The sequence below is a fragment of the Streptomyces sp. NPDC007189 genome, assembly GCF_040703635.1.
Classification (GTDB): Bacteria; Actinomycetota; Actinomycetes; order Streptomycetales; family Streptomycetaceae; genus Streptomyces.
The window spans coordinates 154,358-178,220 of the sequence record NZ_JBEYEY010000009.1; the positions used below are offsets into that span (position 1 = coordinate 154,358).

General features: G+C 72.5%; 18 protein-coding genes. 13 read left to right on the forward strand and 5 right to left on the reverse strand.

What is annotated here, in order from left to right:
• Positions 1 to 35 precede the first annotated feature (35 nt).
• Entirely contained in the window at positions 36 to 221 is a 186-nt protein-coding gene (rpmB, locus tag AB0950_RS20240; protein WP_003993230.1) for a 50S ribosomal protein L28, read from the reverse strand.
• Positions 222 to 479: 258 nt separating this feature from the next.
• Between rpmB and AB0950_RS20245 the strand changes: the two genes are divergently transcribed.
• Positions 480 to 2,375 (forward strand): DAK2 domain-containing protein, encoded by a 1,896-nt coding sequence (locus tag AB0950_RS20245; RefSeq protein WP_366779113.1) that lies wholly within the window; start codon positions 480 to 482, stop codon positions 2,373 to 2,375.
• 9 nt (positions 2,376 to 2,384) lie between these two features.
• On the opposite strand, the gene AB0950_RS20250 is transcribed toward AB0950_RS20245, so the two are convergent.
• Positions 2,385 to 5,333, reverse strand: a complete 2,949-nt coding sequence (locus AB0950_RS20250; protein ID WP_366779114.1) for a tetratricopeptide repeat protein — start codon at positions 5,331 to 5,333, stop codon at positions 2,385 to 2,387.
• On the reverse strand, positions 5,333 to 7,168 hold the full coding sequence (locus tag AB0950_RS20255; protein WP_366779115.1) for an HSP90 family protein: 1,836 nt from the start codon (positions 7,166 to 7,168) through the stop codon (positions 5,333 to 5,335). The genes AB0950_RS20250 and AB0950_RS20255 overlap by 1 nt, the downstream gene beginning before the upstream one ends.
• Before the next feature lie 222 nt (positions 7,169 to 7,390).
• Between AB0950_RS20255 and recG the strand changes: the two genes are divergently transcribed.
• From recG to mutM, 8 genes are all read left to right on the forward strand, one after another.
• Positions 7,391 to 9,610 (forward strand): ATP-dependent DNA helicase RecG, encoded by a 2,220-nt coding sequence (gene recG, locus AB0950_RS20260; RefSeq protein ID WP_366779116.1) that lies wholly within the window; start codon positions 7,391 to 7,393, stop codon positions 9,608 to 9,610.
• A gap of 82 nt (positions 9,611 to 9,692) precedes the next feature.
• Positions 9,693 to 10,280, forward strand: a complete 588-nt coding sequence (gene rsmD, locus AB0950_RS20265; RefSeq protein WP_360152499.1) for a 16S rRNA (guanine(966)-N(2))-methyltransferase RsmD — start codon at positions 9,693 to 9,695, stop codon at positions 10,278 to 10,280.
• 26 nt (positions 10,281 to 10,306) lie between these two features.
• Positions 10,307 to 10,786, forward strand: coding sequence for a pantetheine-phosphate adenylyltransferase (coaD, locus tag AB0950_RS20270; protein ID WP_360152936.1), 480 nt, complete (start codon positions 10,307 to 10,309; stop codon positions 10,784 to 10,786).
• A gap of 57 nt (positions 10,787 to 10,843) precedes the next feature.
• The gene (locus tag AB0950_RS20275; protein WP_366779117.1) at positions 10,844 to 11,920 is read left to right on the forward strand and encodes a cell division initiation protein; all 1,077 of its coding nucleotides are present in this window, start codon (positions 10,844 to 10,846) and stop codon (positions 11,918 to 11,920) included.
• 147 nt (positions 11,921 to 12,067) lie between these two features.
• Positions 12,068 to 12,712, forward strand: coding sequence for a YceD family protein (locus tag AB0950_RS20280; RefSeq protein ID WP_360152505.1), 645 nt, complete (start codon positions 12,068 to 12,070; stop codon positions 12,710 to 12,712).
• Positions 12,713 to 12,714: 2 nt separating this feature from the next.
• The gene (gene rpmF, locus AB0950_RS20285; RefSeq protein WP_003951102.1) at positions 12,715 to 12,888 is read left to right on the forward strand and encodes a 50S ribosomal protein L32; all 174 of its coding nucleotides are present in this window, start codon (positions 12,715 to 12,717) and stop codon (positions 12,886 to 12,888) included.
• Between the two features lie 8 nt (positions 12,889 to 12,896).
• Positions 12,897 to 13,754 carry a ribonuclease III gene (gene rnc, locus AB0950_RS20290; protein WP_360152508.1) on the forward strand — a complete coding sequence of 286 codons (858 nt, stop codon included), beginning with the start codon at positions 12,897 to 12,899 and terminating at the stop codon, positions 13,752 to 13,754.
• Positions 13,755 to 13,837: 83 nt separating this feature from the next.
• Positions 13,838 to 14,698: a bifunctional DNA-formamidopyrimidine glycosylase/DNA-(apurinic or apyrimidinic site) lyase gene (gene mutM / locus AB0950_RS20295; RefSeq protein WP_360572706.1), complete on the forward strand. Its 861-nt coding sequence runs from the start codon at positions 13,838 to 13,840 to the stop codon at positions 14,696 to 14,698.
• On the opposite strand, the gene AB0950_RS20300 is transcribed toward mutM, so the two are convergent.
• On the reverse strand, positions 14,671 to 15,066 hold the full coding sequence (locus AB0950_RS20300; protein ID WP_360152514.1) for a helix-turn-helix domain-containing protein: 396 nt from the start codon (positions 15,064 to 15,066) through the stop codon (positions 14,671 to 14,673). The genes mutM and AB0950_RS20300 overlap by 28 nt on opposite strands.
• 62 nt (positions 15,067 to 15,128) lie before the next feature.
• Positions 15,129 to 16,520 (reverse strand): CAP domain-containing protein, encoded by a 1,392-nt coding sequence (locus AB0950_RS20305; RefSeq protein ID WP_366779118.1) that lies wholly within the window; start codon positions 16,518 to 16,520, stop codon positions 15,129 to 15,131.
• 181 nt (positions 16,521 to 16,701) lie between these two features.
• Between AB0950_RS20305 and AB0950_RS20310 the strand changes: the two genes are divergently transcribed.
• The 4 genes from AB0950_RS20310 (at position 16,702) to AB0950_RS20325 (ending at position 23,399) form a co-directional block, all read left to right on the forward strand.
• Positions 16,702 to 16,983 (forward strand): acylphosphatase, encoded by a 282-nt coding sequence (locus AB0950_RS20310; RefSeq protein WP_360152520.1) that lies wholly within the window; start codon positions 16,702 to 16,704, stop codon positions 16,981 to 16,983.
• A 381-nt stretch (positions 16,984 to 17,364) separates the two neighbouring features.
• A complete protein-coding gene (locus tag AB0950_RS20315; RefSeq protein WP_031167290.1) occupies positions 17,365 to 17,568 on the forward strand; it encodes a hypothetical protein in 204 nt (67 codons plus the stop codon).
• A gap of 243 nt (positions 17,569 to 17,811) precedes the next feature.
• A complete protein-coding gene (locus AB0950_RS20320; RefSeq protein ID WP_366779119.1) occupies positions 17,812 to 21,753 on the forward strand; it encodes an AAA family ATPase in 3,942 nt (1,313 codons plus the stop codon).
• Between the two features lie 227 nt (positions 21,754 to 21,980).
• A complete protein-coding gene (locus tag AB0950_RS20325; protein ID WP_360152526.1) occupies positions 21,981 to 23,399 on the forward strand; it encodes a sugar porter family MFS transporter in 1,419 nt (472 codons plus the stop codon).
• Positions 23,400 to 23,863: the final 464 nt, after the last annotated feature.

The following is a 23,863-nucleotide window of genomic DNA, read 5'->3' on the forward strand; positions in this document are numbered from 1 at the left end:
CGAACCAGGCAGTGGCCGCGCGCTCAGCTGTAGCGTCAGCGCGAGACCTTGCCGGCCTTGATGCACGAGGTGCAAGCGTTCACGCGCTTCGGCGTCCCGCCGACCACGGTACGCACACGCTGGATGTTCGGGTTCCAGCGGCGGGACGTACGGCGGTGCGAGTGCGAGATGTTGTTGCCGAAGCCCGGCCCCTTGCCGCAGACGTCGCAGTTGGCAGCCACGGGTCACTCCAAAGACTTCAGATGCACTTACGGTTGATCCCGGCATGCCGGAATCGAGATCTTAAGACCTGAGATCTTGAGTGGCGCTGCCAGGGGAATGGCCCGATCAGGATCGGGCAACCGGAGCAGCATACAACGGCTGCGCCCGTACAACGAAACTACCATGGCAGCTCAGGGCCGGCTCACGGCCCTCTTCCGGTGGACGCCCGTACGGGGTCTACGCTGCGTCCCACGTACGGCCGGCTCAGGGAGGCGCAGGTGGCGCAGGTGCCGCAGACATTCTTCGATGCTCTCGCGGTGCGCACCTGGTGCGGTCGGGCGCTCGGGGCTCTGGGGCGCGCGCGTGAGGAGATCGACGCGATCAACGTCTATCCGGTGGCCGACGGCGACACCGGAACGAATCTCTACCTCACCGTGGAGTCGGCGGCGACGGCCGTGGAGGCGGTGTTCGCCGGGTACGAGACGGGTGACGGGGAGCCGTCCCTGGCGGACACCGTGCACGCCATGGCCCACGGGGCGCTCATCGGGGCCCGCGGCAACTCCGGGACGATCCTGGCGCAGCTGCTGCGCGGCATGGCGCAGGTGCTCGGCGAAGAGGGCGAAGAGGGACAGGAGACGCGCGACGACGGCGCGGGGCTGCGGCTGGCGCTGCGGCGGGCTGCCGACTCCGCCCGGCAGGCTGTGGCCCACCCCGTCGAGGGCACGGTGCTCACCGTCGCCTCGGCCGCCGCGGACGCCGCCGAGCAGGCCGAGGGCGACTGCGGGACGGTCGCGCGAGTGGCCTACGAGGGCGCGTGCACGGCCCTGGCGGCCACCCCGGCCCAGCTCGCCGTGCTCGGCCGCGCCGGAGTGGTCGACGCGGGCGGCCGGGGCCTGGTGGCGGTGCTGGGGGCACTGGTGGAGACGCTCACGGGGGAGACGGTACGGGAGGCTTCCTCGTCGGTACGGGAGGGGGCGTCGGTAGGGGGCGCGGCTGCGGTTCCGGGGAGCCGGGCGGAGGGCGGGACGCCTGCCGTAGGGGACGCGCCCGCGGTTCCGGGGAACCGGGCCGCGCGCGGGACGCCTGTCGTTGGGGAGGCGCCGGGATACCGGGCCGTCGGTGAGATCCCTGCCGTACGTGAGATCCCTGCCGTGCGGGAGGCGGCCGAAGCTCCGGTAGCCGTTTCCGGTGGGCACGCGCGCGTGGGGAGCGCGTCCGGTGCGGACCTGTGCGCGGACGCCGTCGACACCGGCGGGCCCGCCTACGAGGTGATCTATCTCCTGGAGGCCGACGACACGGCCGTGGCCCGGCTCCGGGACCGCCTCGACGCCCTCGGCGACTCCCTGGTCGTGGTGGGCGGCGACGGGCTGTGGAACGTCCATGTGCACGTCGACGACGCCGGCGCCGCCGTGGAGGCGGGCGTGGAGGCCGGGCGGCCGTACCGGATCCGGATCACCCACTTCGGGCTCGGGGACGTGCACACCGGGGGCGAGGGGCCGCCGCGCGAGCGTGCCCAGCGGGCCGTCGTCGCCGTCGTACCGGGCGAGGGCCTGGCCGGGCTCTACACCGAGGCGGGCGCCACGACCGTGCTCGCGCGCCCGGGGGAGCCGCCCGCGAGCGGGGAGCTGGTGCAGGCCGTACGACGGGCCCACGCGCGCGAGGTCGTCCTGCTGCCCAACGACGCGGAGCTGCGCCACACGGCCGCGGCGGCTGCCGAGCAGGCCCGCACCGAGGGCATCCGGGTGGCCCTGATCCCGACCCGCTCGGCGGTCCAGGGCATCGCCGCGCTCGCCGTGCACGAGCCGCAGCGCCGGTTCGACGAGGACGTCGTCCAGATGACCGCGGCGGCGGGCGCCACCCGGTACGCCGAGGTCGTCGTCGCCGAGCGCCAGTCCTGGACGACGGCCGGCATCTGCCAGGCCGGGGACGTGCTCGGGCTCATCGACGGCGACGTGGCGGTGATCGGCGCCGATGTCACCGCCACCGCCCGGACCGTCCTGGACCGCATGCTCCAGGCCGGCGGCGAGCTGGTCACCCTGGTCGTCGGCGACGAGGCCCCGGAGACCGTCGCCGAGCAGCTCCAGGCCCGGGTACGGGAGTCCTACCTCGCCGTCGACACGGTGGTCTACCGGGGCGGCCACCAGGGGACGCTGCTGCTCATCGGCGTGGAGTGACCCTCCGCCTCACCCGTCGAGCCCCAGCAGCTCCGTGGCCTCCGCTCGCCGTGCCCGGACCGTCTCGTTCCCGTCGTCGGCGTTCTCGTAGGCCGCGAGCACCGCACGCGCGCGTGTCGCCGCCTCGGCGGGACGGCCCAGTGCGGCCGCCAGTCGTCCGGCGGCGAGTTCGGCTCCGGTGCGGTCGTCCAGCGCGCTCGCGCCCAGGGCGCCGAACAGCGCGGCCGCCCGGTCCAGCTGAACCAGGGCCGCCTCGAACACGGCCTGCACCGCCTGGTCCTCGGTGTCCCCCGGCCCAGCAGGCTCCTCGGCGTCTCCCGACTCCTCCGTCGCCGAGCGGACCAGCAGTTCGCCGAACTGGCGGTGAGTGTGAGCCAGTTCGTCCGTCAGCTGTTCCCGGGTCACCGGGTCGGCCGCCGCCCGGACCGCTCGCTCGCACTCCCGCACCGCCTCCGCCATCCGCTCCCGGGCGCCCTCCGCTCCGCCCTCCCGGCGCAGCGCCAGCCAGCCGCGGGCCCGCAGCGAGCGGACGAGGAAGGCCGAATTGCCCAGCGCCCGCCACAGTTCGCCCGCGCGCGCGTACGCCTGGTCGGCCTCTTCCGGCAGACCGGCCTTGCCCAGGGACTCGGCGGCGAGATGGGCGAGCGTGGCGTGGTCCTGCTGCTCGGGCCAGTGCCGGGCGATCCCGGCCGCACGCAGCCGGCGTTCGGCCGCCTCACGATGGTCGCCCAGCTCGTCCAGGCAGTCGCCGAGCCACCACAGCGCCTGTACGACGGCCCCGTCGCCGTGCGTCTGCGGGGACAGGTCGGCCAGCGCCGACTCCAGCACCTCGGCGGCCTCCGCCCAGCGGCCCTGCCGGAGCAGGTGCCCGCCCAGCGCCTGCCGCGCCCAGGCGCCCAGCGTGCCGCTCTCGCCCGCCTCGTCGGCCCAGTGCGCGGCCTGGAGCGCGTGCTCGGCGGCCTCGGCGACCGCACCGCGCCCGCCGGTCACCTCGGCGAGCTGCAGATGCAGCTGGGCCCGCCCGACCGGCTCCACGTACGGCCCGCCGTGCTCCAGCGCGGACCGCAGCGCCCGCTCGGCCCCGGCCGCGTCACCGGCCTGGTGGGCCAGCGCGGCGACCTGCACCTCGTACTCCACCGCGAACCACGGCAGCCCGGCGCTCACGTACTCCTCGGCCGTCCGCCGGAACAGCTCCGCGGCCCGCTCGCCGTCCCCGCGCATCACGGCCAGCTCGGCGAGCATCCCCCGCGCCTCCGCGGCCCGGGCGGCCAGCCGTACGTCGTCCCCGGTCCGCCCGCCGACCAGCGCGAGCACCTCCCGCACGGCCTGCTCGGCCCGGGTGAACGTCTCCGGGGCGGGGGTCCTGTCAGCTCCCTCGTGCACGCACCGCATCAGCACCCGTGCCCGGCTCATCACCACCGACGCCGTCTGGCGTACGCCGGTCGCCTCCTCGGCGTACAGGGCGAGGGCCTCGTCGTACAGGGCGTCGACCGTGTCCAGGGCGGCGGCCGGGTCGCCCGCGAGGGCGCGGACGTACGCTCCACGCGCGCGTGCCGCCAGGGCCTCGCCGGGGTCGCCCGCCTCCGCGTACAGGGCCGCCGCCCGCTCGAACAGGCCGATGCCCTCGGGGCCGCGGGCCATCGCCTCGTTCTCGGTGATCTCCGCGCGGGCCCGCGGCTCCAGCTCCACGCCCTGCGCGGCCCGCGCCACCGCCGCCCAAGCCTCCAGGGCGTGCGGGCGCAGTGTCCGAGACAGCCGCCGGGCCTCGGCGAGCAGGGCCGCGAGGTCGGCCTCGTCCCGCGCCTCGGACGGCGGGGGCGCGGCCACCGGGGCCGGCGCCGGGCGCACAGTGCGCACGCCCAGCGGCAGGCGGTCCACCAGCGGCCGCTGGGCCATACGCGCGCGTGCCCGGTCGCCGACGTAGGAGGTGCCGTTGCGCCGGTCGAACCGCTCGGCCAGTTCCAGCGTCTCCGCGCGCGCGTGGGCGGCGAGTTCGCTCGCCGTCCAGGTCCGCCCGGCCGGCCCCGGCACCCGCTGTGCGCCCAGGCCCAGCTCGGTCAGCCGGTCCATCAGCAGCGTCACCACGGCCAGGAAGTCCAGCCGGCTGCGCGGATGCCCGGTGTCCGTGAAGTACGCGGGCCGCTCGGCGAGCAGTTCCAGACCGCGCGCCTCGTTGCCGGTCAGCGCGCAGAACTCCACGTGGTCGGCGTACGCGCCGCGCATCGACTCCATCGGGCGGACGAGCCGGAAGCCCCGCAGATGGTTCGCGCGGGCCTCGTCGAGCCGGCCCAGGCGCAGCAGCGGGGCCAGCGAGGAGGCCAGCACGGTGTGCGGCTCGTGGGCGCAGACGAACTCGCCCTCCAGCACCGGCGCCCACAGGCCGAGCGCCTCCGCGTCCCGGCCGCGCTCGGCCTGCCAGGTGCCCTGCCCGTGCAGCTCGCACGCGTGGCAGTCGGCCATCTCGTCGCGGTCCGCGGCGAGCCACGCCGCGTACGCCCGCTCCGCCCGCGCCAGGTCCCCGGTGTGTGCGGCCACACTGAACTCGGCGGCACGCACGGCGCGTTCGGAGTACCCGGCGAGCCGGTAGCGGTGCTCCATCTCGCCGAGCCACTTCTCGACGGAGGCCAGCGGGATGTGCGGCTGGTCCAGCATGCCCGCCGACATCCACTTGAAGACCCAGTGCAGCGAGTGCGCCTCGTACGCGTCGAAGTCCTCGGGCCGTTCGTCCCACATGCGCAGCAGCCGCGCGAACGGGACGAACATCTTGTCCTTCTCGGAGCTGTAGTTGTAGACCTTCAGCTGGTGCCCGAGGGCCTCGACGACGGCCAGTGGGACGCCGAGCGACTCGGCCTCGGCGAGCAGCCGCTCCGCGCGCGCGTTGCGGGCCGGTCCCTCCGCCTCCTCGGCGTTCTCCGCCATCGCCCGGCGCAGCGCGTCGAAGTCCGTGATCTCCCCCATCAGCGGTCGCCCTCCCCGTGGGTGGCCCACTCCAGCAGGCCGATGAACGCCCGGTTCAGCAGCGCCGAGTCGGCGGGTCTGAGCGGTCGCTGCGCCATCAGCAGGGCCTGTCCGTACAGCGACTCGGTCGCCGTGCCGATCAGCTCGGGGTCCCGCAGCGAACTGATCCTGCGCACCAGGGGGTTGAGGTGGTTGAGCACCAGACGCGCGCGTGGGGCGCTGCCGCGCAGCGAGCCGAGGATGCCCGCCCACAGGTCGTCGGACTGCTCCTCGGCCGCAGCGCGGGCCTGTTCGTGCCGCGCCGCCCGGTCGTCCAGGTGCAGCGCGGGCACGGAGAGCGGATGGAAGGCCCGCAGGGCGACGTCACAGCCCAGGGGGTCGAGTTTCGCCCGCGCGGCCGCGAGGAAGCCGGACAGGGCCAGTTCCTCGGCCGGGTCGACCGCGTCCAGGTGCGCGGTCACGGTGTCCGCGTCCAGCTCGGCGACCACCGTCCCCGGCCGCACCGAGGGCAGCGCCTCGACCAGGTCGCCGTCGTAGGTGTAGCCGCCGTTGACCACCCCGATGCCCTGCGCGGAGGCGATCGGCGCGACCTGCCGGTACTCCTCGACGGTCCGGGTGAAGTGCACCACCGGGTGCCGCTGGGCGAACTCCTCCAGGGACAGCTGCCCGTCGGTCGTCTCGAACGGCAGCCAGGGCAGCATCGTGCGCAGCATGCCGCGGTCGTGCCGGGCGAGCGACTTCACCCCCAGGTGGTGCACCGCGAGGAACGCCGTCAGCCGCTCCGGATCACCGGCGGCGAGCCCCGTCAGCCAGGAGCGGATCCGCTCGCCGAGCGCCTCCCGCACGGCGGCCAGCGTCTCGTCCTCGTACAGCGACTCGCGCGAGGCCGTCGGCCGCAGACTGTCGGTGTCGAGCACACAGCGCACGAAGAACGCCCAGTCGGGCAGCAGCTGTTCGGCCCGCTCGGTCAGCAGCATGCCCTTCAGATGCACCCGGTGGCCCGCCCGCCGGGCCGGGCTCACGGCCGCCGGCAGCACGTACGCCACCCCGCGGATCCCGGCCAGCGGCACATCCAGACCGATCGAGTCCAGCGGCGTGAACCCGAACAGCTCGTGGCAGTGCCGGGCCAGCGCCACCCTTCGGGCCGCCGGGCTCGGATACGGCCGGTCCCAGGGCGCGGGCAGGGCGGTGACCGGCTCCTCGCCCACCCGGACGTCGTACGGCAGCAGCGAGCCGAAGTCGCGGGCCAGACTCAGCACCCGCTCCGGCGCCAGCCACTCGGCCGCCCCGGGCCGCGCGGTCAGGTGCACGGTCGTACCCGGCTCGGGCCGCGCGGAGTCGGGCAGGGTACGGACGGTGTACGAGCCGTCGTCGCACGCCGTCCACTCCACCGGTGGTGCGCCGGGCGTACGGGCGCTGCGGCTGACCACCCGGATCCGCTCGGCGACCAGGAAACAGGCGAGCAGGCCGATGCCGAACTGGCCGAGGAAGCCCGAGCGGGCCTCCTCAAGGCCCTCGGCACGCTTGGAACTGCGCCCGATGGTCGCCAGCAGATCGTGCACATCCGCCTCGGTGAGCCCGATCCCGCTGTCCTCCACCCGAAGGGCGCCGTCCGCCGGTTGCAGCCGGACCAGCGCCGGGGCGTCCGGCTGCTCGGCCCGCCGGGCGGTGACGGCGTCCACGGCGTTCTGCAGCAGCTCGCGCAGATAGACCCTGGGGCTGGAGTAGAGGTGATGGGAGAGCAGGTCCACCAGACCGCGCAGGTCGACCTGGAACATGTGAGGTGGGTGAGGTGACTGGGATGCCTGGGATGACTGCGAGGTCTGGGAGTCCATCGTCACTGCGCCGCAGGGGGAGGGCGTACGGCGCGGGGTCGGGCGGTCCCGGCGGGGCGGTGACCGCGAAAGGATGGCCGGAGCGCGCCATCCTAGGCCCCTAAGAGCCACCTGACCAGGAGATTCCCGGATCTGTCCGACGAGGCGTGCCGCGCCCCCGGCACGCCCTGTGCGGCACATCCGCAGGTCGGCGCTACGGCATTGTCAGTGCCGTGGTGTGCAATGGATCTCGTGCCCGCACTGCGAGAACCACTGAAGCAGCCACTGAAGTCGGTGCTCGGCCCCGCCACCGCGAAGGTGATGGCCGAGCACCTCGGCCTGCACACCGTCGGCGACCTCCTCCACCACTACCCGCGCAGATACGAGGAGCGCGGCCAGCTCACCCGGCTCGCCGAGCTGCCCATGGACGAGCACGTCACGGTGGTCGCCCAGGTCGCCGACGCCCGCCTGCACTCCTTCGCCTCCGCCAAGGCGCCCCGCGGCAAGGGCCAGCGCCTGGAGGTCACGATCACCGACGGCAGCGGCCGGCTCCAACTGGTCTTCTTCGGCAACGGCGTCCACAAGCCCCACAAGGAGCTGCTGCCGGGCACCCGCGCGCTCTTCGCGGGCAAGGTCTCCGTCTTCAACCGCCGCCTGCAACTGGCGCATCCCGCCTACGAGTTGCTGCGCGGCGACGGCGAGGAGACCGTCGAGGCCTGGGCCGGCGCCCTGATCCCTATCTATCCGGCGACCGCCAAACTGGAGTCCTGGAAGATCGCCAAGGCGGTCCAGACGGTGCTGCCCACCGCCCAGGAGGCACTGGGCCCGCTCCCCGCCGCCCTCCGCGAGGGCCGAGGCCTGGTGCCCCTGCCCGAGGCGCTGCTCAAGATCCACCGCCCGCACACCAAGGCCGACATCGCCGACGCCCGCGCCCGCCTGAAGTGGGACGAGGCCTTCGTCCTCCAGGTCGCCCTGGCCCGCCGCCGTCACGCCGACACCCAGCTCCCCGCCGTCCCCCGCAGGCCCAGGCCCGACGGCCTCCTGGCGGCCTTCGACGACCGCCTGCCCTTCACCCTCACCGAGGGCCAGCGGAAGGTCTCCGAGGAGATCTTCGGCGACCTCGCCACCGAGCATCCGATGCACCGCCTGCTCCAGGGCGAGGTGGGCAGCGGGAAGACGATGGTGGCCCTGCGCGCCATGCTCGCCGTGGTCGACGCGGGCGGGCAGGCCGCCATGCTCGCGCCCACCGAGGTGCTCGCCCAGCAGCACCACCGCTCGATCACCGAGATGATGGGTGAGCTGGCCGAGGGAGGCATGCTGGGCGGCGCCGAGCACGCCACCAAGGTCGTCCTGCTCACCGGCTCCATGGGCGCCGCCGCCCGCCGCCAGGCCCTGCTCGACCTGGTCACCGGCGAGGCCGGCATCGTCATCGGCACCCACGCCCTGATCGAGGACAAGGTCCAGTTCCACGACCTCGGCCTGGTCGTGGTCGACGAGCAGCACCGCTTCGGCGTCGAGCAGCGCGACGCCCTGCGCGGCAAGGGCAAACAGCCCCCGCACCTGCTGGTGATGACGGCCACCCCGATCCCGCGCACGGTCGCCATGACGGTCTTCGGCGACCTGGAGACCTCCGTCCTCGACCAGCTCCCCGCGGGCCGCTCGCCGATCGCCAGCCATGTGGTCCCGGCCGCCGACAAGCCCCACTTCCTCGCCCGCGCCTGGGAGCGCGTCCGCGAGGAGGTGGCCGGCGGCCACCAGGCGTACGTCGTCTGCCCGCGCATCGGCGACGAGGAGGACGACCCGAAGAAGTCCGGCAGGAAGAAGTCCCCCGAGGACGACGCGGAGAAGCGCCCGCCGCTGGCCGTCCTCGAGGTGGCGGAGCAACTGGGCCGCGGCCCCCTGCAGGGCCTGAGGGTGGAGGTCCTCCACGGCCGTATGCACCCCGACGACAAGGACGCGGTGATGCGCCGCTTCGCGGCCGGCGAGACCGACGTCCTGGTCGCCACCACGGTCATCGAGGTGGGGGTGAACGTCCCCAACGCCACGGTCATGGTCGTCATGGACGCCGACCGCTTCGGCGTCTCCCAGCTCCACCAGCTGCGCGGCCGCGTCGGCCGGGGCTCGGCGCCCGGCCTGTGCCTGCTGGTCACCGAGATGCCCGAGGCCAGTGACGCCCGCCAGCGCCTGAACGCGGTCGCCGCCACCCTCGACGGCTTCGAGCTCTCCCGTATCGACCTGGAACAGCGCCGCGAGGGCGACGTCCTCGGCCAGGCCCAGTCCGGCGCCCGTTCCTCCCTGCGCGTCCTCGCCGTCATCGAGGACGAGGAGGTCATCGCCGAGGCGAGAGCGGAGGCGACGGCCCTGGTGGCGGCGGACCCGGAGCTGGAGGGTCTGCCGGGCCTCCGTACGGCGCTGGACGCGCTGTTGGACGAGGAGAGGGAGCAGTACCTGGAAAAGGGGTGAGGCGCAAGCGCCCCGACAGGGGCGCGGGGAACCGCACGACAGCCACAATGGACGTAAAGCCGCCCACGAAGAAGGACCCCACATGACCCGCGTGATCGCCGGCCGAGCCGGCGGACGGCGCCTCTCAGTACCCCCTGGCACCGGAACCAGGCCGACCTCGGACCGCGCACGCGAGGGCCTCTTCTCCACCTGGCAGTCCCTCCTGGGCGGCCCCCTCGACGGCGAACGGGTCCTGGACCTGTACGCCGGCTCGGGCGCCGTGGGCCTGGAGGCCCTCTCCCGGGGCGCGAGCCACACACTCCTCGTCGAAGCCGACGCCCGCGCGGTGAGAATCGTCCGCGAAAACGTGAAGAACCTGGGCCTTCCCGGCGCCGAAGTACGAGCGGGCAAAGCGGAACAGATCATCCGGCAACCGGCGCCGGAAGAGCCGTACGAGCTGGTCTTCCTCGACCCGCCGTACGCGGTCACAGATCACGATCTTCGCGAGATTCTCCTCACACTCCGCTCGGGGGGCTGGCTCGCTGAGCAAGCGCTCGTCACCGTGGAGCGCAGCACCAGAGGCGGTCCCTTCCCGTGGCCGGACGGCTTCGAGGCGATCAGGTCCCGTCGCTACGGCGAGGGAACGTTTTGGTACGGTCGCGCCGCCTCTACGTGCGAAGACGCACGATGACCGGACCGGAGAGCGAGGGATCACAAGTGCGCCGCGCCGTCTGTCCCGGGTCGTTCGACCCGATCACCAACGGACACCTCGACATCATTGCCCGCGCCTCCCGCCTGTACGACGAGGTGTACGTCGCGGTGATGATCAACAAGTCCAAGAAGGGCCTGTTCGACATCGAGGAGCGGATCGAGCTGATCCGCGAGGTCACCGCCGACTACGCCAACGTCCGGGTCGAGGCCTTCCACGGCCTCCTCGTCGACTTCTGCAAGCAGCGCGACATCCCGGCCATCGTCAAGGGCCTGCGCGCCGTCAGCGACTTCGACTACGAGCTGCAGATGGCCCAGATGAACAACGGCCTCACCGGCGTCGAAACGCTGTTCGTGCCCACCAACCCCACCTACAGCTTCCTCTCCTCCTCCCTGGTCAAGGAGGTCGCGGCCTGGGGCGGCGACGTCTCCCACCTGGTGCCCGCCCCCGTGCTCGAGGCCCTGAACAAGCGCCTGAGCAAACCCTGATGGGGCTACAGTCGTCCCGTCCGTCTCCAACCCGGCTGTAGAGAGTGGCGAGCACAGGTGGACGTGCAGAAGAAGCTCGACGAGATCGTCTCCACGGTCTCCGGCGCCCGGTCCATGCCCATGTCGGCGTCGTGCGTGGTCAACCGCGCGGAGCTGCTCGCGATGCTCGAAGAGGTGCGCCAGGCCCTGCCCGGTTCCCTCGCACAGGCGCAGGAGCTGATCGGCGACCGTGAGCAGATGGTCGAGGAGGCCCGCCGGGAGGCGGAGCGGATCATCGAGAGCGCGCACGCCGAGCGCGGCTCGCTGATCGCCGGCACCGAGATCGCCCGCCGCTCGCAGGCCGAGGCCGACCGGATCCTCGCCGAGGCCCGCAAGGAGGCCGAGGAGATCCGCGCCGAGGCCGACGACTACGTCGACTCCAAGCTCGCCAACTTCGAGGTCGTCCTCACCAAGACCCTCGGCTCGGTCGGCCGCGGCCGCGAGAAGCTGCTCGGCACCGGCCCCGGCCTGGACGAGAACGGCTACGAGGACGAGGACGCCCCCGAGCGCAGCCACGACCCGCACACCCTGCGCCAGAACGCCGACCAGTACGTCGACGCCAAGCTCGGCGCCTTCGAGGCGGTGCTGGCCAAGACCCTGGAGGCGGTCGGCCGCGGCCGGCAGAAGCTGCACGGCCGGATCGCCACGGACGACCTCGGCGCCCTCGCCGACGACACCTCCACCTTCCAGCACTCCAGCGACGCCGACTACCTCGCCGACCTCGCCGCGCTCGCCGAGCAGGACGCCCCGGCCGAGCGCCCGGACCGGCCGCAGCAGGCCCCGCAGCAGCCGTCGTACGACCCGCAGCCCGCCTACGCGTCGTACGAGCAGCAGCAGCCCGACCCCTACGGCGGCTTCCCGCAGCAGGCCGGCTACGGCCAGCAGGACCCCTACGGCTACCAGCAGGCCGACCCCTACGCCGCCTACCAGGGCTACGACCCCCAGCAGGCCGCCTACGACCCCCAGCAGGCCCACCAGCAGTCCCAGCAGACCCAGCCGCAGCAGGGCTACGCCCTGGACGAGACCAGCCTGTTCGACACCGGCATGATCAGCGCGGAGCAGCTCAGGGCGTACGAGCAGGGCCGGGGCCTGTAGCGGCGAGCGCGGCCCGCCGACCACCGGATTGGGCCGTGAGCGAAAGGTCCAGTATCCTGGCTCTTCGGTCGCGTGTACGTCCGCGATCTCCGCTGCCCACGGCACCGACGGGCGGCGGCCCTCCGAGTTCGAAGATCGAAAGCAGGAATGGCTTCCAACGCCCGCCTCGACCACCGCAACCCCCTCGTGTTCGACACGCACGAGCTGGGCCGGCGGCCTGGCGCGCTGCAGCGCCTGACCCGCACGATCGACGCTCCCGCCGATCTCGGCATCCAGGGAGTCATCGGAGTGCCGGAAGGCGCCCCGGTCGAGCTCGAACTCCGCCTCGAGTCGGTCATGGAAGGGGTGCTCGTCACAGGCACCGCCCGTGCACAGGCAGAGGGGGAGTGCGTAAGGTGTCTGGAGCCGGTCGAGCTGGAGCTCGAAGCGGACTTCCAGGAGCTGTTCTCGTACCCTGACGCCGACGACCGGGGCCGCGTGATCGCGGAACCGGGCGACGACGCCGAGGACGACGAGGACAGGTTCTTCATCGAGGACGGACTCTTCGACCTCGAACCTCTGCTGCGCGATGCGGTGGTGCTCGCACTGCCGATGCAGCCGGTGTGCCAGGAAGACTGCCCGGGCCTGTGCTCCGAGTGCGGGGCGCGGCTCGCGGACGACCCGGACCACCACCACGACGCCGTCGACATCCGTTGGGCGGCTTTGCAGGGACTCGCCGGTTCACTCGAAGACGGCGAGAAGGACGAGATGAGCGGCGCCGAAGCGGGCGTCGACGAGAAGCAGGAGAAGTAGCCGTGGCTGTTCCGAAGCGGAAGATGTCGCGCAGCAACACGCGCCACCGCCGGTCGCAGTGGAAGGCTGCGGTCCCCACCCTGGTTGCGTGCGAGCGCTGCCACGAGCCCAAGCAGCAGCACATCGCGTGCCCGTCTTGCGGCACCTACAACAAGCGCCAGGTCCTCGAAGTCTGAGCGGGCTGGTGAGAGGCACTGTGTCCAGTCCCAAGAAGGCGGAAGACGCCAAGGCGGACGCACCCGCCAAGAAGAAGGCGGACAACCAGGCCTCGTCCCACACGCTTCTGGAAGGGCGGCTCGGCTACAAGGTCGAGTCCGCCCTTCTGGTGCGCGCGCTGACCCACCGCTCCTACGCGTACGAGAACGGCGGTCTGCCGACGAACGAGCGGCTGGAGTTCCTCGGGGACTCCGTGCTCGGCCTCGTCGTCACGGACACGCTGTACCGCACCCACCCCGACCTGCCCGAAGGCCAGCTGGCCAAGCTGCGGGCCGCGGTGGTCAACTCGCGTGCGCTGGCGGAGGTCGGCCGTGGGCTCGACCTGGGCTCCTTCATCCGGCTCGGCCGCGGTGAAGAGGGCACGGGCGGCCGGGACAAGGCGTCCATCCTCGCCGACACCCTGGAAGCGGTGATCGGCGCGGTCTATCTCGACCAGGGCCTCGACGCGGCGTCCGAGCTGGTGCACCGGCTCTTCGACCCGCTGATCGAGAAGTCCTCCAACCTCGGCGCCGGCCTGGACTGGAAGACCTCCCTCCAGGAGCTGACCGCGACCGAAGGACTCGGCGTGCCCGAGTACCTGGTCACGGAGACCGGCCCCGACCACGAGAAGACCTTCACTGCTGCCGCCCGCGTCGGAGGCGTCTCGTACGGCACCGGCACCGGCCGCAGCAAGAAGGAGGCGGAGCAGCAGGCCGCCGAGTCCGCATGGCGGGCCATCAAGGCCGCCGCGGACGAGCGCGCCAAGGCGGCCAAGGAGGCCCAGGAGGCCGACCAGGCTGCCAAGGAGGCCGTCAAGGACGACGAGTCGTCGTCCGCTCCCGCCTGACCCACAGCAGTACCGAGCGCCCGCCCCCTCGTCCGCGAAGGGGCGGGCGCTTCCATCGTCCACCGCTTCGCACGGGGGGTCCCATGCCCGAGTTGCCCGAGGTCGAGGTCGTCCGGCGCGGCCTCGCGCGCTGGGTCGCCCACCGCACCGTCGCCGAGGTCGAGGTGCTGCACCCGCGCGCCGTACGCCGGCACATCGCGGGCGCCGACGACTTCGCGCACCGGCTCAAGGGCCACCACATCGGCACCCCCAGCCGCCGCGGCAAGTACCTGTGGCTGCCGCTGGAGGAGACCAACCAGTCCGTCCTCGCCCACCTCGGCATGAGCGGCCAGCTGCTGGTGCAGCCGCACGAGACGCCGGACGAGAAGCACCTGCGCATCCGGGTCCGGTTCGCCGACTCCCTCGGCACCGAACTGCGCTTCGTCGACCAACGCACCTTCGGCGGGCTGTCGTTGCACGACAACACCCCCGAGGGCCTGCCCGACGTCATCGCGCACATCGCCCGCGACCCCCTGGACCCGCTCTTCGACGACGAGGCCTTCCACCTGGCGCTGCGCCGCAAGCGGACCACCATCAAACGCGCCCTGCTGGACCAGTCGCTGATCAGCGGGGTCGGCAACATCTACGCCGACGAGGCCCTGTGGCGCGCCCGCATCCACTACGAACGCCCCACGGCGAACTTCACCCGCCCGCTCACCACCGAACTCCTCGGCCACGTCCGGGACGTCATGAACGCGGCCCTCGCCGTCGGCGGCACCAGCTTCGACAGCCTGTACGTCAACGTCAACGGCGAGTCGGGCTACTTCGACCGGTCCCTGGACGCCTACGGCCGCGAGGGCGAGCCCTGCCGGCGGTGCGGTACGCCCATGCGCCGGCGCCCCTGGATGAACCGGTCCAGCTACTTCTGCCCGAGGTGTCAGCGGGCGCCGCGCGTCTCGTCGTAACGCGCGCGTGCCGCGAGCACGTCGTCCATGGCGCCCTCCACGCAGTGGATGAGCGCCAGCAGCCGCTCGGCGACCTGGCGGCCGAGCGGGGTCAGTTCGTAGTCCACGCGCGGCGGGTTGGTCGGCTGCGCCTCGCGGTGCACCAGGCCGTCGCGCTCCAGCGCGTGCAGCGTCTGGGACAGCATCTTCTCGCTCACGCCGTCGACGCGCCGGCGCAGCTCGTTGAAGCGCAGCGAGCCCTCGTACAGCACGCCGAGCGTCAGCCCGCCCCAGCGGCCCGTGACGTGCTCCAGCGTGCCGCGCGACGGGCACGCCTTGGCGAAGACGTTGTACGCGAGGTCGTCATGGTCCTCGGTGGTGGCGGTCATGACACGAGGGTACGCGCGCGCAGCGCTGACCACCAGGTTGCGCTAACCAGCGGTTAGTGCATCTAGTAGCCGAAGTCCTGTGTCCACCAGGGGCCGTCCGGGCCGAAGTGGACGCCGACGCCCAGGGTCTTGAAGTCGCAGTTCAGTATGTTGGCGCGGTGGCCGGGGCTGTTCATCCAGGCCTGCATCACGGCCGCCGCGTCGGACTGGCCGCGGGCTATGTTCTCGCCGCCGAGGTTGGCTATGCCCGCCGCGGCGGCCCGGTCCCACGGCGACTTGCCGTCGGGGTCGGTGTGGTCGAAGAAGCCCCGCGCCGCCATGTCGTCGCTGAACGACCCGGCCAGCCGGCTCAGCGAGGAGCTCGCCGTCAGCGGGCTGCAGCCGACCTTCGCCCGCTCCTCGTTGACGAGCTTCAGCACCTGCGCCTCGGCGGCGCTCGCCGCCGACGCCGTCCCCGGCACACCGGCCGTGGGCGCCTTGCTCGCCGTATGCGACGGGGTGGTCCGGGGCTTGCCGGCCGGCGTCGCCGTAGCCGGTTTCCTGCTCGCCGTCTTCGAGGGGGCGGGCGTGGGGGAGGCCGACGCGGACGCCGACGGGGAAGCCGACGCCGACGGGGAGGCGGACCGGATCGGCGACTCGGGGGCCGTGGTGGCCGGGCCGGCGCCGGTCGCGCCCCCGGGACTGTCGGCGCTGCCCGAGCTGCCGCCCTGCTCGGCGGCCGTGTTGCCGGGCGCGTTCGCCGCCTGCACCCGGTCCCCGCCGGTGGTGTGCGCGCCGCCGCCGAGCTTGTAGTTCTGCAGGCCCGGCACCACGCCCGTCGCCACCGCGGCCGTACCGAGGGCGACGGCCGCCGACACCCCGAGCAGGCCCGTGCGTACCGGCCGCGCGCTCTTCTTGCGGCGCCGGTGGCCGGGGGAGTGGCCGCTCACCGGGGCGACGTCATCGCCTCCGGAACCGCCCGTACCGCCGTCCCCGTCCGCGAACAGGTAGGCGTGCGCCCTCGCGGTCGCGTCGGCATCGTCCAGCGTCCGCAGACCGCTCGCCGGGGTGTAGGCCTCCGGGTTCAGATACGGCGCGATGCCCCGGGGGGCCTGGCGGTCCGCGTGCGACGAGATGTTCCGGGGCGCGCGGTCGCCCGCGTACGGCCCGAGGTCCCAGGGCTCCGGCTCGCCCAGGTACGGGCTCCGGGGCGCCGGCACGCTCGGGTACGGGTCCCAGGGCTCCGGCTCGCTCGCGTAGGGGGCCGCGTAGGAATCCGCGGAGTAGCCCCTGCGCGCCCGCGCGTCCGCGTACGGCGCGGGGTCGTCCCAGGGCTCCGGTGCGCGGCGGACGGTCTCACCCGCGTACACGTCCCACGGGTCCGCGCTCGCGCCGGGGGAGTGCTCCGCCAGGGGAACCCCCGTGGCGCGGCCCGTGGTGGCGCGGCCGGCGTCGGTGCGTCGGTGGCGTCCCATGTCCTAGCCCTCTTTCGCGTCCTCGCGGGCGACCGGCGCCTGCGCGGCGAGTGGCACCGCTTGGCCGACCCGACTCACTCGATCGAGTGAGTTTCATATGAGATTCATCGGGTCGGGACGGTACCGCATGCCGCCCGGGAGTGATGTGTGCCGAGCAACATCGGCCGGTTAGGTTGCCCCCATGAGCGAAGACGTACGGCTGGTCGCCTGGGTGCGGGGACGCGTGCAAGGTGTGGGTTTCCGCTGGTTCACGCGCGCCAAGGCGCTGGAGATCGGCGGCCTGAGTGGTTTTGCTCTCAATCTGGCCGACGGCCGGGTCCAGGTGGTCGCGGAGGGCTCGCGCGAGAACTGCGAGGGGCTCCTGGGCTGGCTCCAGGGCGACGACACGCCCGGGCGCGTGGACGGAGTCACCGAGATCTGGGACACACCCCGCGGCGGCTACGACGGCTTCGCCATCCGCTGAGCCGGTTCTGTAAAGGCGCACAGGCCGGCGCACGGGGACTTGCCGGGGGCACATGCGGGAAGCAGAAACGACCTGGTGGTTGCCAAGAACGGCCCGGCGTGGCAGGCTCCGCGGTATCAGCTGATCGCCACGCCCCGAGGGCACCGGATGACATGCGGCGCCGCCGATTTTCCCGGCCGCGCGCCCGGTTTGCCCGCCAATACAGGGCGTGATCGTGTTGACCGTCAAACTTTTTGGTGAGACGCTGAAAGCCCCGCGCACCTTAGCTGTTTGGCATGGAGCAACACCAGATCCACACCTGGATGTGCCAAGCACCGCGGGTGCAATCCCTCACGACCCACACCGCATCGGTCGGTCACTCATTGTGGAGGACCATCCATCATGGCAAAGGCGCTTCTCGGTTACGTCGGCGGCTCCGACCCTCGACTCCTCGCCGAGATGCGACGGCTGCAGCAGCGCGTGCAGGACCTGGAGTCCGAGCTCGTACGGATCCAGGCGGAGAACGAAGCGCTGTCGGCTGCCGCCTCTCAGGACAGGATCATGGAGAGCATCGACGCACACCAGGCGGAGCCTGCGCTCACCTGATCGCTGCATCAGCTCCACAACAGCAGTCGCAGTGATCGGGCTGCCGTATCAACCGCTCAGTTGATCAGACGGCCGCAACCCGGTCGTCAGAGTTGCAAGGGACGCTTCGGCGTCCCTTCTTTCTTTTCCACGCATCCTTTCACTGTCTTTAACGTACGGTGTGCCCTGCCTGTTCAACGGCGAAACCGCGGGGTTGCGAGGGTTCATGGAGTGAGATAGCGGCGCCCGGTAGAGTCCAGCGGCGTGCACCTCAAGGCCCTGACCCTCCGCGGGTTCAAGTCGTTCGCCTCGGCGACCACGCTCCGGTTCGAACCGGGGATCACGTGCGTCGTCGGCCCGAACGGCTCGGGCAAGTCCAACGTCGTGGACGCGCTCAGCTGGGTCATGGGCGAGCAGGGCGCCAAGTCGCTGCGCGGCGGCAAGATGGAGGACGTCATCTTCGCCGGCACCACCGGCCGCCCCCCGCTGGGCCGCGCCGAGGTGTCCCTGACCATCGACAACTCCGACGGCGCGCTGCCCATCGAGTACGCCGAGGTCACCATCACGCGGATCATGTTCCGCAACGGCGGCAGCGAGTACCAGATCAACGGCGACACCTGCCGCCTCCTGGACATCCAGGAACTGCTGTCCGACTCCGGCATCGGCCGGGAGATGCACGTCATCGTCGGCCAGGGCCAGCTGGACTCCGTCCTGCACGCCGACCCCATGGGCCGCCGCGCCTTCATCGAGGAGGCCGCCGGCGTCCTCAAGCACCGCAAGCGCAAGGAGAAGGCGCTGCGCAAGCTGGACGCGATGCAGGCCAACCTCGCGCGCGTGCAGGACCTCACCGACGAACTGCGCCGCCAGCTCAAGCCTCTCGGCCGCCAGGCCGCGGTCGCCCGCCGGGCCGCCGTCATCCAGGCGGACCTCCGGGACGCCCGCCTGCGCCTGCTCGCCGACGACCTCGTACGCCTGCGCGAGGCCCTCAAGTCCGAGATCGCCGACGAGGCCGCCCTGAAGGAGCGCAAGGAGGCCGCCGAGCAGGAGCTGAAGAAGGCCCTGCACCGCGAGGCCCTCCTGGAGGACGAGGTACGGCAGCTCTCGCCCCGACTCCAGCGCGCCCAGCAGACCTGGTACGAGCTGTCCCAGCTGGCCGAGCGCGTCCGTGGCACCATCTCGCTCGCCGACGCGCGCGTGAAGAGCGCCACCTCCGCGCCGGTGGACGAACGCCGTGGCCGTGACCCCGAGGACCTGGAGCGCGAGGCCGCCCGCATCCGCGAGCAGGAGGCCGAGCTGGAGGCGGCCCTGGAGGCGGCCCAGCGCGCCCTCGACGACACCGTCGCCCACCGGGCCGAACTGGAGCGTGAGCTGGCGGCCGAGGAACGCCGGCTGAAGGACGTCGCCCGCGCCATCGCCGACCGCCGCGAGGGCCTGGCCCGCCTGTCCGGGCAGGTCAACGCGGCCCGCTCCCGCGCGGCTTCGGCCCAGGCCGAGATCGACCGCCTGGCCACGGCCCGCGACGAGGCCCAGGAGCGCGCCGCGCGCGCCCAGGAGGAGTACGAGACCCTGAAGGCCGAGGTCGACGGCCTCGACGCCGACGACGCGGACCTGGCCGAACGCCACGAGGCGGCCAAGCGCCGGCTCGCCGAGGCGGACGCCGCCCTCAGCGCCGCCCGCGAGGCCCTCACCACCGCCGAACGCACCCGCGCCGCGACCCAGGCCCGCCACGAGGCGCTGGCCCTCGGCCTGCGCCGCAAGGACGGCACCGGCATACTGCTCGACGCCCGCGACCGCCTCACCGGAATCCTGGGCCCCGCGGCGGAACTCCTCACGGTCACCCCGGGCTACGAGGTCCCCCTCGCAGCCGCGTTCGGCGCGGCCGCGGACGCCATCGCCGTCTCGAGCCCCGCAGCGGCAGCCGAGGCCATCCGCCTGCTCCGCAAACAGGACGCGGGCCGCGCAGCCCTCCTGCTGGCAGGACCACCGGAGCCGCTCCAAAGGGCCGCGACAACCCACGACGCACCGGCAGCCGACAACGGCGGGCCCGCGCCCGAAAGGGGCGCGGGGAACGGCGCGCTCAACCAGGACGGACCCGCAGAGGTCAACGGTGCCTTGGCGCCCCATAGGGGCGCGGGGAACGGCGCGCTCAACCAGGACGGACCCGCAGAGGACAGCGGTGCCTTGGCACCCCATAAGGGCACGGGGAACGGCGCGCTCAACCAGGACGAACCCGCAGAGGACAGCGGCGCCCCGGCACCCCATAGGGGCGCGGGGAACGGCGCGCTCAACCAGGACGGACCCGCACAGGGCAACGGCGCCCCGGCGCCCCATAGGGGCGCGGGGAACGGCGCGACCAGCCACAACGCACCCGCAGCCGCCGAACAGACCCCCGCCGCACCCCCCGGAGTGCGCTTCGCCGCCGACCTCGTCCACGGCCCCGCCCACCTCCTCCCCGCCGCCCGCCGCCTCCTGCAAGGAACCGTGGTGGTCGGCACCCTGGAAGACGCCGAAGACCTCGTCGCCGCCCACCCGCACCTCACCGCCGTCACCGCCGAAGGCGACCTCCTCGGCGCCCACTTCGCCCACGGCGGCTCCGCCGGCGCCCCCAGCCTGCTGGAGGTGCAGGCCTCCGTCGACGAGGCCGCGGCCGAGCTGGCCGAGCTGGCGGTGCGCTGCGACGCACTGGCCGACGAGCAGCGCGCGGCGGCCGAACGGCGTGCCGAGACCGCCGCCCTCGTCGAAGAGCTCGCGGAGCGGCGCCGGGCCGCCGACCGGGAGAAGTCGGCCGTGGCCCAGCAGCTCGGCCGGCTCGCCGGCCAGGCGCGCGGTGCCGCCGGGGAGGCCGAGCGGTCGGCCGCCGCCGCGGCACGTGCCCAGGAGGCGCTGGAGAAGGCCGTACAGGAGGCGGAGGAGCTGGCCGAACGGCTGGCCGTCGCCGAGGAGATGCCGGTGGAGGAGGAGCCGGACACCTCCGTGCGCGACCGGCTCGCCGCCGACGGCGCCAACGCCCGGCAGACCGAGATGGAGGCCCGGCTCCAGGTCCGTACGCACGAGGAGCGGGTGAAGGGGCTCGCCGGGCGCGCCGACGCGCTGGACCGGGCCGCCCGCGCGGAACGCGAGGCACGCGTGCGTGCCGAGCAGCGCCGTGCCCGGCTGCGGCACGAGGCGGCCGTCGCGGAGGCCGTCGCCTCGGGCGCCCGGCAGCTGCTCGCGCACATCGAGGTATCCCTCGCCCGCGCCGAGCGGGAGCGCACCGCCGCCGAGGCCGCGAAGGCGCGCCGGGAACAGGAGCTGGCCGCCGCCCGCGCCCAGGGCCGCGACCTCAAGGCCGAGCTGGACAAACTCACCGACTCGGTCCACCGCGGCGAGGTGCTCGGCGCCGAGAAGCGGCTGCGCATAGAGCAGCTGGAGTCCAAGGCGCTGGAGGAACTGGGCGTCGAGCCGGAGGGGCTGGTGGCCGAGTACGGCCCGCACCAGCTCGTACCGCCCTCGCCCCCCGCCGAGGGCGAGGTCCTGCCGGACGACCCCGAGCATCCCCGCAACCAGCCGAAGCCCTTCCACCGCGCCGAACAGGAGCGGCGGCTGAAGGCCGCCGAGCGGGCCTACCAGCAGCTCGGCAAGGTCAACCCGCTGGCGCTGGAGGAGTTCGCGGCGCTGGAGGAGCGGCACAAGTTCCTCAGCGAGCAGCTGGAGGACCTGAAGAAGACCCGGGCCGACCTGCTGCAGGTGGTGAAGGAGGTCGACGAGCGGGTCGAGCAGGTCTTCACCGAGGCCTACCGGGACACCGCCCGCGAGTTCGAGGGTGTCTTCAGCCGCCTCTTCCCGGGCGGCGAGGGCCGGCTCGTGCTCACCGACCCCGACAACATGCTCACCACCGGTGTGGACGTCGAGGCGCGTCCGCCGGGCAAGAAGGTCAAGAGGCTCAGCCTCCTCTCCGGCGGCGAGCGCTCGCTGACCGCCGTCGCGCTGCTGGTGTCGATCTTCAAGGCCCGGCCGAGCCCGTTCTACGTCATGGACGAGGTCGAGGCGGCCCTGGACGACACCAACCTCCAGCGGCTGATCCGGATCATGCAGGAGCTGCAGGAGGCCTCCCAGCTGATCGTGATCACGCACCAGAAGCGCACGATGGAGGTCGCCGACGCGCTCTACGGCGTCTCCATGCAGGGTGACGGGGTGTCAAAGGTCATCTCGCAGCGCCTTCGTTAGCGCCCACCCCAAGATCAACTTCACTCTAGGTTCAAGAAGTGAACACAGATCCTCTGATCCGTTGCCCACTCCTATCTAAAAACTCACAGCCACTGACCTATTGACTTCGAAACTTGAAGGCATAGTCTCTGCAACGTTGCTTTTACCTTCAGGTCTCGCCTGTAACAGGTTTCGCCTGTAAGGGCTCGCCCCCACGCGGCAGCGTTGCCGCGCCCGAGGAGATTCACGTGACCAGCACTACGCAGGCACCTCAGTCAGGAGTCAGGACGGCTCAACCCGAGCATCTCGGGCACGTCATCTTCATCGCGGCCGCCGCCGCCATGGGCGGTTTCCTCTTCGGTTACGACAGCTCCGTGATCAACGGCGCGGTCGAGGCCATCCGCGACCGCTACGACATCGGCTCCGCGGCCCTCGCCCAGGTCATCGCGATCGCCCTGATCGGCTGTGCCATCGGCGCCGCGACCGCCGGCCGCATAGCCGACCGGATCGGCCGTATCCGCTGCATGCAGATCGCCGCCGTCCTGTTCACGATCAGCGCCGTCGGCTCGGCGCTGCCCTTCGCGCTGTGGGACCTCGCCCTCTGGCGCGTCGTCGGCGGCTTCGCCATCGGCATGGCCTCCGTCATCGGCCCCGCCTACATCGCCGAGGTCGCCCCGCCCGCCTACCGCGGCCGGCTCGGCTCCTTCCAGCAGGCCGCGATCGTCGTCGGCATCGCCATCTCCCAGCTGGTCAACTGGGGCCTGCTCAACGCCGCCGGCGGCAACCAGCGCGGCCACCTGATGGGCCTGGAGGCGTGGCAGGTCATGCTCGGCGTGATGGTCGTCCCGGCCGTCCTGTACGGCCTGCTCTCCTTCGCGATCCCCGAGTCCCCGCGCTTCCTGATCTCGGTCGGCAAGCACGAGCGCGCCCGTGAGATCCTCGCCGAGGTCGAGGGCGAGAGCACCGACCTGAAGGCCCGCGTCGCCGAGATCGAACTGGCGATGAAGAGCGAGCACAAGTCCACGTTCAAGGACCTGCTCGGCGGCGGCTTCTTCTTCAAGCCGATCGTCTGGATCGGCATCGGCCTCTCCGTCTTCCAGCAGTTCGTCGGCATCAACGTCGCGTTCTACTACTCCTCCACCCTGTGGCAGTCGGTGGGCGTCGACCCGACGGACTCGTTCTTCTACTCCTTCACGACGTCGATCATCAACATCATCGGCACCGTGATCGCGATGATCTTCGTGGACCGCGTCGGCCGCAAGCCGCTCGCGCTCATCGGCTCGATCGGCATGGCCGTCGGCCTGGCGCTGGAGGCCTGGGCGTTCTCGTCCCACCTGGTCGACGGCAAGCTCCCCGCCACCGAGGGCTGGGTCGCGCTGATCGCCGCCCACGTGTTCGTCCTCTTCTTCGCCCTCTCCTGGGGCGTGGTGGTCTGGGTCATGCTCGGCGAGATGTTCCCGAACAAGATCCGCGCCGCCGCCCTGGGCGTGGCCGCCGCCGCGCAGTGGATCGCCAACTGGGCCATCACCGCGAGCTTCCCGTCCCTGGCCGACTGGAACCTCTCCGGCACCTACGTGATCTACACGGTCTTCGCCGCGCTCTCCATCCCCTTCGTCCTGAGGTTCGTCAAGGAGACGAAGGGCAAGTCCCTGGAGGAGATGGGCTGACCGGCCCCCGCGAACCCGAGGAGAAGGGCCAAGTCCCCGCTGCCCCTCTCCTCGCACCCTCCGCCGCCCCCCGCTCCGGCCACTGCCCGGACCGGGGGCGGCGGTGTCGTACGGCCCCTCAGCGCACCCCGTCGTCAGCCCCCGCCCCCGCTGCACGAGGACCCCGAGGCTGCGCCGCCCCCCTCCATCGGCACCCCGCCCACCGGCGGAAGCGGTACGAGCCCGCCGGCGCCCGGCGCCGCGCACTCTCAAGGGGTAGCGGATGCGGTACGAGCCTGCGGACGCCCGGCGCCGCGCACTCCTCAGGGGTAGCGGATGCGGTACGAGCCCGCCGGCGCCCAGCGTCCGGCGCCGCCCACTCCTAAGGGGTGAGCACCCGCTGCACGCCTCGGCGATGCGCAGGCCTTCAGCAGGTCACGGGCACGATAAAGTCCCCCTCCGGTGCGACGCGGTGGAGGGGGACG

Bases quoted from the DNA above. Each gene is read 5' to 3' on its own strand.
- AB0950_RS20305 (WP_366779118.1), bottom strand. From the start codon at position 16,520: ATGGGACGCCACCGACGCACCGACGCCGGCCGCGCCACCACGGGCCGC.
- AB0950_RS20315 (WP_031167290.1), top strand. From the start codon at position 17,365: ATGGCAAAGGCGCTTCTCGGTTACGTCGGCGGCTCCGACCCTCGACTC.
- AB0950_RS20280 (WP_360152505.1), top strand. From the start codon at position 12,068: ATGGCTTCCAACGCCCGCCTCGACCACCGCAACCCCCTCGTGTTCGAC.
- rsmD (WP_360152499.1), top strand. From the start codon at position 9,693: ATGACCCGCGTGATCGCCGGCCGAGCCGGCGGACGGCGCCTCTCAGTA.
- AB0950_RS20255 (WP_366779115.1), bottom strand. From the start codon at position 7,168: ATGGACTCCCAGACCTCGCAGTCATCCCAGGCATCCCAGTCACCTCAC.
- mutM (WP_360572706.1), top strand. From the start codon at position 13,838: ATGCCCGAGTTGCCCGAGGTCGAGGTCGTCCGGCGCGGCCTCGCGCGC.
- recG (WP_366779116.1), top strand. From the start codon at position 7,391: ATGGATCTCGTGCCCGCACTGCGAGAACCACTGAAGCAGCCACTGAAG.
- AB0950_RS20300 (WP_360152514.1), bottom strand. From the start codon at position 15,066: ATGACCGCCACCACCGAGGACCATGACGACCTCGCGTACAACGTCTTC.
- AB0950_RS20310 (WP_360152520.1), top strand. From the start codon at position 16,702: ATGAGCGAAGACGTACGGCTGGTCGCCTGGGTGCGGGGACGCGTGCAA.
- AB0950_RS20250 (WP_366779114.1), bottom strand. From the start codon at position 5,333: ATGGGGGAGATCACGGACTTCGACGCGCTGCGCCGGGCGATGGCGGAG.